The sequence below is a fragment of the Myxococcus sp. AB025B genome, from assembly GCF_006518215.1.
GTDB lineage: Bacteria > Myxococcota > Myxococcia > Myxococcales > Myxococcaceae > Myxococcus > Myxococcus fulvus.
In genome coordinates, this window is the sequence record NZ_SRLW01000368.1 from 1 (window position 1) to 8,684 (window position 8,684).

9 protein-coding genes are annotated in these 8,684 nt (G+C 70.1%); 4 read left to right on the top strand and 5 right to left on the bottom strand.

Features of this window, described 5'->3' with window-relative positions; translation table 11 throughout:
* The 3 genes from FL311_RS37855 to FL311_RS37865 all read right to left on the bottom strand — a co-directional run.
* On the bottom strand, positions 1–422 hold a 422-nt coding region (locus FL311_RS37855; RefSeq protein WP_141332534.1), incomplete at its 3' end, for a hypothetical protein.
* A gap of 237 nt (positions 423–659) precedes the next feature.
* Positions 660–1,109, bottom strand: coding sequence for a GNAT family N-acetyltransferase (locus FL311_RS37860; RefSeq protein WP_141332535.1), 450 nt, complete (start codon positions 1,107–1,109; stop codon positions 660–662).
* A 119-nt stretch (positions 1,110–1,228) separates the two neighbouring features.
* Entirely contained in the window at positions 1,229–2,950 is a 1,722-nt protein-coding gene (locus FL311_RS37865; RefSeq protein ID WP_141332536.1) for a Hint domain-containing protein, read from the bottom strand.
* A 268-nt stretch (positions 2,951–3,218) separates the two neighbouring features.
* Here FL311_RS37865 and FL311_RS37870 point away from each other — a divergent pair, with 268 nt between their 5' ends.
* A complete protein-coding gene (locus FL311_RS37870; RefSeq protein ID WP_194869535.1) occupies positions 3,219–4,508 on the top strand; it encodes a glycosyltransferase in 1,290 nt (429 codons plus the stop codon).
* Between the two features lie 15 nt (positions 4,509–4,523).
* Here the strand turns inward: FL311_RS37870 and FL311_RS37875 are convergent, their stop codons facing one another.
* Positions 4,524–4,784, bottom strand: coding sequence for a hypothetical protein (locus FL311_RS37875; RefSeq protein WP_141332537.1), 261 nt, complete (start codon positions 4,782–4,784; stop codon positions 4,524–4,526).
* Between the two features lie 136 nt (positions 4,785–4,920).
* A complete protein-coding gene (locus FL311_RS37880) occupies positions 4,921–5,790 on the bottom strand; it encodes an NADPH-dependent F420 reductase (protein ID WP_255510396.1) in 870 nt (289 codons plus the stop codon).
* A gap of 446 nt (positions 5,791–6,236) precedes the next feature.
* Between FL311_RS37880 and FL311_RS37885 the strand changes: the two genes are divergently transcribed.
* The 3 genes from FL311_RS37885 to FL311_RS37895 all read left to right on the top strand — a co-directional run.
* Positions 6,237–6,788 carry an RNA polymerase sigma factor gene (locus FL311_RS37885; protein ID WP_141332539.1) on the top strand — a complete coding sequence of 184 codons (552 nt, stop codon included), beginning with the start codon at positions 6,237–6,239 and terminating at the stop codon, positions 6,786–6,788.
* Entirely contained in the window at positions 6,785–7,555 is a 771-nt protein-coding gene (locus FL311_RS37890) for a hypothetical protein (RefSeq protein WP_141332540.1), read from the top strand. Before FL311_RS37885 ends, FL311_RS37890 begins: the two co-directional genes overlap by 4 nt.
* Positions 7,552–8,684 (top strand): caspase family protein (locus FL311_RS37895; protein WP_141332541.1); only part of this gene is annotated, 1,133 nt, incomplete at its 3' end. The genes FL311_RS37890 and FL311_RS37895, both read left to right, overlap by 4 nt.

Here is an 8,684-nt window from a genome sequence, read left to right on the forward strand (position 1 = left end):
ATGAACTCCACCTTGGCGGGGGAGCGCTCCAGGTCGAGCACGTAGTCGCTGGTGTCCCTGTGGCTGGGGCCCGCGGTGTCCGGGGTCAGGCTGTCGAACTGCACGTGGGTGTCCGCCCAATAGGCACCCCGCTCATCGCGGTGGAAGCGCACGGTGAGCGTGTAGTTGTTCTTGAGCAGGGCGTCATTGGCCATGCGGACCAGCGGGTCCTTGAGCTGCGCGTCGGTGAGGGGTGTCTGCCATTCCTTGAACACGCGGCCCTTGTAGGTGCCCAGGTACAGCTCGCGGTTGACGCCACAGGGGGCGGGCTTGCGGGAGGCGTAGCGCGTTTCCGCGCCCTGGCCCGGCGACGGGAACAGCAGGGCGGACGCGAGGATGAACAGGAAGGGAAGGGCGAAGCGGTTGAGGCCGTGCGACGACATGGGTCCTCCTCGTCGGGAGATGACGGGGCGACATGGGCCGATGCCGCCCTCCGGAGCGACTCGCGCCAGGAATGGGGCGAGAGCCGAGCGGACGACGACGGTAGGCACCGCGCACGGGCGTGACAGGGATTCTCAGGAGTCGAGCGTTGCTGCGCGGACAGCCTCGCGGGGTGTGGCGCGCGCGTGTCCGAGGTCGAACGAGGACCTCGGACGAAGGGCTGTCTGGAAACGTCGTGGCTACGGGCTCAGGGTCATGAAGAGCTCGGCGATGCCGTCCACGACCTGCGGTTGGTCCTGGGGCTCCGCGCGGAAGCCACACTTCTCGAGGACGCGGACGGAGCCGACGTTGTGGACGGCGACGCACGCGTGCAGCGGACGTGTCGGCTCCACCGTCAGGAACTCCGAGAGCGCGCGGGTCGCGATGCCCCGGCCCCAGTGCTCCCTGCCAATCCAATAGGCGATGAGCCGCTCGCCGTGCTGCTCCCAGCTGCTGATGTACCCGGCGACCTGTCCGTCGACGACGATGGTGCGGGTGACGTTCTCGGGGCGGAGGACCTTCGTGCGCCAGTGCGTCATGAAGGCCTCGCGCTCCCGGGACGGGAAGGCGGCCATGTGCAGCGCGACCGGGTCGCGTTGGTGCTCGAAGAAGAGGGGGAGGTCTTCGTCCGTGACGTCGCGCAGGTGCATCAAGAGGGTCCAGCCTCCGGGAGTCGGGTGCCGCGGGCGACTGTAGCCCGCGGCCCCGCTCGCGATGACTGGAATGCGAGGTGGGTGAGGGCGGCCCGAGCGCGACCGCCCTCACGTCCTCATCGGCCCGAGGGGAGCGTCCCCGCCCTCAGGCTGCTCTGGTAGTCCACCTGCCACCGCGCGGGGAGCCGCGCGAGCAACTCCGCCGTCAGCGCCGCCCGGTCCTTGAACTCGTAGGCGCGCTGCATGGTGACGTCGCCGACCAGGAAGCCGTTGGCGTACAGCGTGCTGCCCTTGGCCTCGCGCTTCTCCTGGAGCGAGCTCCGGTCGAGCTTCAGGTTGTGCACGGCGCCCGCGAACAGCTCGCGGTCCGCCTTCACCAGGGTGGAGATGCCCGAGTCGGTGAGGACGCGGTTGCCGACCTTCAGCTCCTCCGCCCACACCACCCCGCGGTCCGGTGTCATCACCGGGTGGGTGCCCGTCAAGAGCAGGTCATGGCCCACGTCGTCGCGGAGGCGGACCATCTCGATGCTCTCGGTGCCCACCGTCGTGTCCGCCACGCGCAGCGCCTGGCCCGAGCTGTCCGTCACCACGCGGGCGCCCTGGGCGATGCGCTCGATGGGGGCGCTCTTTCCTCCCGCGAGCTTCACCTGGGTGCCCGCCGCCAGGCAGCTGTAGGAGATCTGGATCTTCGGCATGCACACCATGCTCGGCGTGAAGGTGGGTGACGAGGAGAACTGCTTGGTGACCTGCGTGGGCCTCCCCAGGCGGTTCATGGTCACGTCGATGCTCATGAACAGGTCCACGTCCTCGTAGGGCTGGAAGAAGACCCCGGTGAAGACGCCCTGGTTCTGGGGGATGTCCCACTGCACCTGCCGTGGGTCCGCGGGATTGATGGTCAGCCAGTTGAAGAAGGTACCGAAGGCCATCTCCCGAGGACCACCACTCTCCTCGACGAGCTTGGCGTAGGTGCCCGGCGTGTTGTTGATGCTCGTCACCGGGAAGGGGAAGGTCATCGTCCCCTTCAGCGGAATCTGCACCTGCTGGAAGTTGACCATCGGGTAGTCACAATCGCCGTTGTTGCGCTGCAGGCAGATGGTGACGATGTTGTCCGGCCTCGCCGCGGGCGCCAGGTCCCTGGGGTGGACGATGTCGCAGCCCGGTGACGGGGAGACGGTGGCCGACTTGTACAGGACGTACTCCTGGCCACCGAAGGAAACCAGGCTGGCCGAGTCGACGTAGAGCAGCGGATCCCGGGTCAGCGGGAGCACTCCCGTGGCGCGGGCCCACAGCTTGCGCCCATCGGCATAGACCTCGCCCCACCCATAGTCAGACACCTGGTTCTGCTGGGTCTCGTCCCAGACCACCACGTCCAGGAAGCTGTAGTCCGCGCCTCCCTGCACGGTGGAGAACGCCGTCGCCTCGAAAGTCCTCCCGTCCGGCCCGACGATGACCTTGCCGATCAAGTGGTCCCTGGGGGCCTCCGCGGAGACCTGGGCGCTCACGCCCTGCCTGCGCGCGGCGTGACGCTCGCGCACCGACTGGAGCATGGCGAAGAACTGGGGATACTTCTCCGGGGTCTTTCCCGCGGCCGCTACCCGAGCGCGGAGGAAGCGGTACTGGGCCTCGTCGGACAGGTCCAGCGCGACGACCCCACCGTGCCTCGCGGCCAGTGCTCGCACCTGGGACAGGTCTCCGGGGCGCAGCTCGTTCGAGCCCGGCGCCTCGGTGGGACTCTGCCCGGAGTCCTGGGGAGTCTCCTTCTGGCATCCAGCCAGGGCGAGGCTCACGGTGAGCAGCAACGACAAGGGAGCAGCATGTCTGCAAAGACGTCGTGACATGGTCTACCTCTGGGGGTGGGACTGCGGTGAGAGCGGCCGTGCCTGTGCACGCGTGTCCCTCCCTGGGGAGGAACGTGGGGTGGATGACAGGGATTGGCAAAGACATATCAAGAGTTGTTATTCATTGATATCCGCCAGGGTCCCGCAAGGTTCCGAACAAAACAAAGACATCGATTGGAGGCATGGAGGGGCGAGGCGGCCTGGTGGTTTCCCACGAGGCGACATGGGGGTTTCCACGGTGGGACAGCTCGGTGATAAGCGTCCCCCCATGTCGAGAATCCTCATGGCGGCCCACCCCACCGCGGGCCACACCAACGCCCTGCGCGCCATGGGCGTGCGGCTGCGTGAGCTGGGACACGAGGTCGCGATGGCCCTCGCCGCGCCGCCGCTCCCTTTCTCGAACCTCTGGCCGGAGCCCCTGCGCGTGGCGACGACGCTGCCCCAGGCCATCCAGCGCGATGGCCTCCGGCTCATCCGGCTCCAGCCCGCACCCGCCATGCTCTGGTACGGCGCCCGCATTCCGCACGCTCGGGGCGTCGACGAGCTGGCCCTGGCGCTGCGCCTGTTCACCGCCGGGATGAAGTCGCAGGCCCGCCACCTCGCCCGGGAAATCGAGGCGTCCGGCATCGACGTGGTGCTCGGCGACTACCTCATGCCCGCGGCGCTGCTCGCGGCCCGGCTGACGAGGCGGCCCTACGCGGCGTTCTACCACTCCGCGCTGCCTTTCCCCGTGGAGGGGGCGTCGCCCTTCGGCAGCGGCCTGCCGGACGACGCGCCTCGCGACGAGACCTGGGCGCGCGCGGAGCAGGCCACCCAGGCGCTCGGCGCGTGGTTCGATGCCCGGGTCGCCAGGGATGCGCGCGCGTTGGGCGTGCGCCTGCGCCCTGGCGGTTTGCTCTCCGCGCCCATCTCCGACGACCTCAACCTGCTGGCCACCCTTCCGGAGCTGGAGCCCGGGCTGAAGCCGCTCACGGGGCCCGTGGAGATGACCGGCCCCTGTCTTCCCCGGGCGCGGGACGCGGACCAGGACGACCCCGCGCTGCGCTCCCTCCAGCCCGGACGTCGCCACGTGTACGTGTCGCTGGGGACGGTGTTCAACGGCCAGCCCCGCGTGTTCGACGCCATCCTCGACGGACTGGCGCGACACGACGTCCACACCGTCGTCAGCGCGGGCGCCAGCTTCGGGCGGCTGGAGCGACGCGCGGGCCCGCGCACGCTCGTGTTCCGTCAGGTGCCCCAGGTGCCCCTGCTGCGGCGCGTGGACTTGGTGGTGACACACGGCGGGAACAACACCGTCCAGGAGTCGCTCGCCGCGGGTCGCCCCATGGTGGTGATTCCCTTCGGTGGGGATCAGCTCGCGAATGCGCGCCGCGTGGAGCGGCTCGGAGTGGGGCGCGTGGTGCTTCCCTCGGCGCTGGAGGCCTCCTCCGTCGCGAGCGCGCTCTCCCGGCTCCTGGAGCCCGCCGTCACCACCCGGGCCCGCGCGCTCGCGTCCGCGCTGGAGGGCGTGGACGGAACCGAGCGCGCGGTGCAAGCGGTGCTGCGGTTGTTGAAGTGAGCGCGGTGGCGCCGCTCAATCCCTGACCCAGCGGAACGTCACGCGCTCCCCGCCGGTGAGCCGCGCCGAGGGGTTCGAGAGCTCATACACGTCGGTATGGGTTCCGAAGAGGCCCTTCGACTTGCTGAAGAGGAACCGGGTCGACGGATCCAGCACGATGCTGGACCACTCCGAGTGGGTGTCGCAGCCGGCGGTCGAAGGCGACGGCCAGTTGCACCAGCTGTTGCCGGGCTCGTTCCAGCCCTTCCACGGCTGGCTGCTGTTGAGGAGGGTCACCTGCTTCCAGCGACTGAGCAGCCGCCATGCGCTCGCGGACCGTGTGCCGGTTGCCGCGAGTGCCTCGGTCCACCATGGATACGCACAGCCCGCCGAAAGCTGGCTGCGGGCGGCGGTGCTTTCTTCCCGACGCGCGTCAGGGCTTTCGCTGGGCCGCCGCGAGGAAGAAGGGCTTCGCCGCGTCATCCGCGGCCTTCCGGTACTCGGGGATGCGGCCGCGGTCCGAGGCGGCGAGGGCGGCCTTCAGCTTCGGGGCGTCGAGGTCCTGGGTGTAGCAGGGCGTGCCCGGCTGCTGGCGCCAGGAGCCCTCGAGGTCTCCGGCGTCGACCGGGTCGAAGCCGAGCTCGTCGATGAGGCGCAGGACCTTCGCCTTGGCCTCGGGGGCGCCGGCGACGGGGAGCGCGACGCGGCCGGGCGTGCCCGGAGGTTGGCTCTTGTCCGCGAGGGACTGGGAGTAGATGTTGTTGAAGGCCTTGACCACCGGCCTGCCGAGCCGCTCGCTGACCCAGACGCTCTCCGTCTTGCCTTGCTCGAGCTCGGGGATGGCGCCGTCCCGGGTCGGGTAGTAGTTGCCGGTATCGATGATGACCACGTCGGAGGGCACGCCCTGGAAGAGGTCCTTGGGCAGGTCCATCACCGCGCGCTGGGGGATGGTGACGACCACGACCTCGCCGCTCTTCGCCGCCTGGGCCGCCGTGACGGCCGTCGCGCCGATCTCCGCCGCGAGCTCCCGAATCGAGTCCGGTCCCCGCGAGTTCGCCAGGGAGACCTGGTGGCCCAGCTTCACCCACTTGCGCGCCAGCGTGGCGCCGATGTGGCCCGCTCCGATGATGCCGATCTTCATGTGTGCCTCCTGGAAGGAGGGGAGCCGGCCATGCGGGCTCCCGACCGATGGGGCACGCCTGATAACCAGCTCCTCCGACGCCTGCCCGGAAGAAATCCATCTTTCGCGAAGTCGGACTGTCCCGCACGGAGTCTGGTGGGAGGCGACTGCTTGCCCCGCCACGACATGACAGGCGGGGCAATCGCGCCGGGCGGACCGATGCCTGTGTTTCAAGGCGCGCCAGCGCCCAGACCAATGGACGTGGAGGCTGCCCGACAGGGGGAAGGGCGGATCCGACCTCTGAAAACGATCTCCTGTCCCGGCGCTGCTGCGCGATCCCTCGAATCAACCAGGAGACGGAGATGCCAGGGAGGCAGGATGGCCTGACCCTCTGTGATGCACGTGACGTGAGTCCTTGTGAGAGGGGGGCGGAGAGCGCCCCCCGAGTCGCGCGTCCCGTTCGCCGAAGCGTGTCGACCGTCTCCCGTCAAGCTGGGATTGAATTGCCCGGGAAATGTCCCACGGAATGAGGGTCATGCGTCTCGCCTGGCGGGACGTGCCCCCGCTGGCGCCCGTGCCGGGCGAGACTGACGACGGGGGCGGCAATCGGCCCAGGGTGAGGTCCGTGCGTGCGCGAGCCGGCGAACGAGGTCGAGCAGACCGAGGGCTACTACCGTCGCTATGGCGAAGCCGTGCATCGGCGGTGTCTGCGCCTGCTCGGCGATGAGGCGCTGGCCTGGGATTCGACGCAGGAGGTCTTCCTGCGCGTCCACTCCAACCTGAAGCAGCTGCGCGCCGCGGGCTCCGCCTTGTCGTGGCTGCTCACCGTGGCGGACCGACAGTGCTTCTCCGTGCTGCGTCGCCAGCGCACCGAGGCCACCCATGCGCTGTCGCGACTGGCACCACTTCCGGAGGCCCGCGCATCGCCGGAGGCCGCGCTGGAGCGGCTGCTGGTGGACGCGGACCTGGTCAGGCGGGTCCTCGCGCACTGTCCGGAGGACGTCCAGCGCATCGTCGCCCATCGCTTCATCGACGAACTGGAGCAGGAGCAGATCGCCACGCTGCTCGACGTCTCCCGCAAGACGGTGCAGCGCAAGTTGCAGACCTTCTTCGACACCGCGCGGCGACTCCTGGAGGTCGCCCCCCGCACCGAGCCTCGAAAGGGAACGGCCCCCGCATGAACCCCACCTCCATCCCTCGCTTCCCGGGCGTGCCGGACCTCCTGTTGGAGCGCTACCTGTGTGACGAGCTCTCCCGGGAAGAGGCCCGGCGCGTGGAAGAGGCGGCGCGCGTCTCGCCCGAACTCGCGGCGCACCTGCGGGAGCGCCAGGCCGAGAAGGCCGCCTTCGCCCTCGTGCGCCCCTTTGGCCCGGTGCGGGCCCGACTGGAGGCCCCGCGTCCGAGCCGCTGGCGCGGGCTCTTGCATTGGAGCCATCCCGTGCTGGTGCTCGGCGTCGTGCTCGCGGCGGTGCTGCCCCGGCTCGTCACCCTCGAGGAGGTGGAGAAGGTTCGCGTGCGCGGCGGGCTCACCGCGCGAGTGCTCGTCAAGCGAGGCGACGCGGTCTTCGAGCAGGGGCCCGGTGTGGTGTTGCGTCCCGGAGACCGGGTCCGGGTGGAGGTGGAGGACGTCAACGGTGGCGCGCTCTATGTCCTGGCGCTGAGCGAGCGCGGCCGCGTCACACCCCTCCAGGGCTTCGAGGTCACCGGCGGCGCGTTGTCCATGGGGCCAGGCCGATGGGTGCTGCCCGGGAGCCTGGAGCTGGATGCCGCCCCCGAACAGGAGGCGCTGGTGGTGGTGCTCGCCTCCGATGCCCGGAGTGCTCCATCGCCCCAGACCGTCCAGCGCTGGCTGGAGCACGCGGCGAGGGAGACGGCCTTCCCCCCGTCACCCACGCCGCTCCCTGGCACCCGCCACACCGTCCACGTCCTCCCCAAGGAGCTGCCATGAGGACGCTGCTGCGCTTCGGTGTCCTGCTCGCCCTGGTCGTTACCTCCGTCGCGAGCGCGGAGAGTCGGTTCTCCATCAGCGTGGGCCACAACCTGGGCCGGGACACGGACGAGCCTTTGCGCTGGGCCCAGCAGGACGCCGAGCGCATGGACGCCGTCTTCGGCCAGCTCGGCGGAGTCCCCGAGGACCGTCGTCTCCTGCTGCGCGGTGAGTCCGTCTCCAATCTCAAGCTCGGGCTCGCGCGGATGCGAGGTCGCATCGAGGAGGCGCGGCGCGCCGGAGAGCGCACGCTGCTGTTCTTCTTCTACTCGGGCCACGGTGACGAGTCGGCCCTGCGCCTGGGCGGCGAGGCGCTCCCGCTCGTGGAGCTGCAACGCCTGCTGTCGGAGGTCCCCGCCACCGTCACCGTCGCGGTGCTGGACGCCTGCCACAGTGGCGCGCTCGTGCGAGGCCGCTCCAAGGGACTCAAGTCCGCGCCCGCGTTCGACATCTCCTTCCTCCGCCAGGTGGGACCGCAGGGGCGCGTGTTCATCGCGTCCGCGGGGGCTCACGAGGTGGCGCAGGAGTCGGACAGCCTCCGGGGTTCGTTCTTCACGCACCACCTGATTTCAGGCCTGAGGGGCGCGGCGGACGTGGACGCCGATGGCCGCGTCTCGCTCACGGAGGCCTATGGCCACGTCTACCACCGCACCCTGGCGGGCTCGCACGCCTCCACGGCGGCGGTGCAGCACCCGGAGTTGTCCAGCCAGCTCGCGGGAGAAGGGGACCTGTTCCTCACCACGCTCTCGCGGGCCCACGCGCAGCTCGAGCTGCCACCACGGGTGGGAGACAGCGTCGTGCTCGTGGACGAGCGCACGTTGCAGGTCATGGCGGAGGTGGAGCCCCGAGGTGAAGAGCCGGTGCGCGTCGCGCTGCCAGCGGGGCGCTATCGGGTCCAGGTGCGGCGAGGCCCCCAGGTGCTCTACGGCAAGGTGTACCTGCCCTGGGGCGACAAGCAGCGCCTGGAGCCCGCGTCGCTGGAGGTCCGCACGCTGGCCCTGCACCAGCGCAAGGGCGCGCTCCTGGAGTCCAGCAACTGGCGGCTCCAGGCGGCGGTGGGCGCGGGCCGCTCGTCGACGCAGCTGGGAGG